Genomic DNA, 1678 nt, shown 5'->3' with positions numbered 1-1678 from the left:
TTTAAAGAAAACAGTGAATATTTAGAACATCAAAAGAAGATGAATATTGAAGTTATCTTTGGAAATCCTCCTTATTCGGTAGGACAAAAGAGTGCTAATGATAATAATCCGAATACCTCTTATTTTATATTAGATAATCGTATTCGTAAGAAATATATATCGAATTCAACAAAAATAATAAATCGAAATAAACTTTATGATAGCTATATACGAGCAATTTGCTGGGCAAGCGACCGCATAAAAGAGCGTGGTGTTATTGGATTTGTCACGAACGCAGGATTTATCAGTGGTCATGCTATGGACGGTTTACGAAAATGCCTTGTTGAAGAATTTAGTAGCCTTTATGTTTTCCATTTGCGGGGTAATCAACGAACCTCTGGAGAAATTTCTCGTAAAGAAGGTGGTAAGATTTTTGGTGAAGGCTCTCGTGCTCCTATAGCAATTTCTATTTTGGTTAAAAATCCAAATGCACAACAGCATGGTAAGATATATTTTCGTGATATTGGAGATTACCTCACGAGAAAAGAAAAGCTTACGATAATTGAAAAATTTAAGAGTATTGATGGTATTACACAAAGCAAACAAGGTTGGAGAATAATAAAGCCGGATAGACATAATGATTGGCTTGATCAACGTGATGACAGTTTTAAAGCATTTTTAGCCATAGGTGATAAGAAAGGTAATGATAAAAAGCTATTTAAAAATTTTTCGTGTGGTATCGTAACGAGTCGTGACGCTTGGACATATAATGCAAGCCATAAAGCTTTAATACAAAATATGAGTGCTATGATCACTTTTTATAATAGTGAAGTAGAAAGTTTTAAAGATACCTGTCCTCATGCTGACCGTAAAACACGTAATAAAATTGTAAACAATTTCATTAACATTGATGCAACAAAGATCAGTTGGAGTACTACTCTCAAACAAGAATTGGTAAGAAGCAAATTTTCCAAATTTGAGAATAATTGCCTTATTCAAAGCCTTTATCGCCCTTTTACACGACAGTGGCTCTATTATGATCGCACCTTTAATGAGTCAGTTTTTCAAATGCCGCATATATTTCCTATGGGACAAGCAGTTGAAAATAAAGTAATACACGTTACCGGCATAGGGTCAATGAAAGACTTTTCTGTTTTGATGAGTAAGACTGTGCCTGATTTTAAGGTAATAGAGAATGGTCAATGCTTTCCGCGCTATATTTACGAAGACACTACGGTCTCAAAAAGTAAAAGTGAGAAACAATCCCATTTATTTACAGAAGAAAGTAAAACAGCTGATTTACAGAAGCGTGATGCCATTACTGATGAAGGTCTAGACCATTTTAAAGTGGCTTATCCTAATGAAACTATCACTAAAGATGATCTATTCTATTACGTTTATGGAATTTTGCATTCGGAAGATTATCGTGCCCGTTATGCTGATAACCTTTCTAAAGAGTTGCCTCGTATCCCGTGTGTAAAGAGTGCTGATGATTTTTGGAAGTTTGTGTAACAGCAGGGCGTGAACTAGGTCATTTGCACGTGAATTATGAAAGCATAGAGCCTTATCCAGTGACCTTTAAAAAAGGTAATCCAAAACAGACAGAGATCTCTAATCCTGAGAAATTCTATTATGTGACTGAAATGAAATTCGCAAAAGCAGGTAAAGAGAAAGATAAAACCACTGTTATTTATAATAG

The 1678-nt window shown here is 34.5% G+C and carries 1 pseudogene; it reads left to right on the top strand.

The annotated features are described in order from the left end of the window. Positions 1–1678: pseudogene (locus ACFIMP_RS09615) on the top strand (type ISP restriction/modification enzyme); the annotation flags it as partial.

It is taken from the genome of Bartonella sp. AP65SXKL, from assembly GCF_042195725.1.
In the GTDB taxonomy this organism is placed as follows: Bacteria; Pseudomonadota; Alphaproteobacteria; order Rhizobiales; family Rhizobiaceae; genus Bartonella.
The sequence above is the reverse complement of the archived record's forward strand: the minus strand, read 5'-3'. Positions and strand labels throughout refer to the sequence as shown.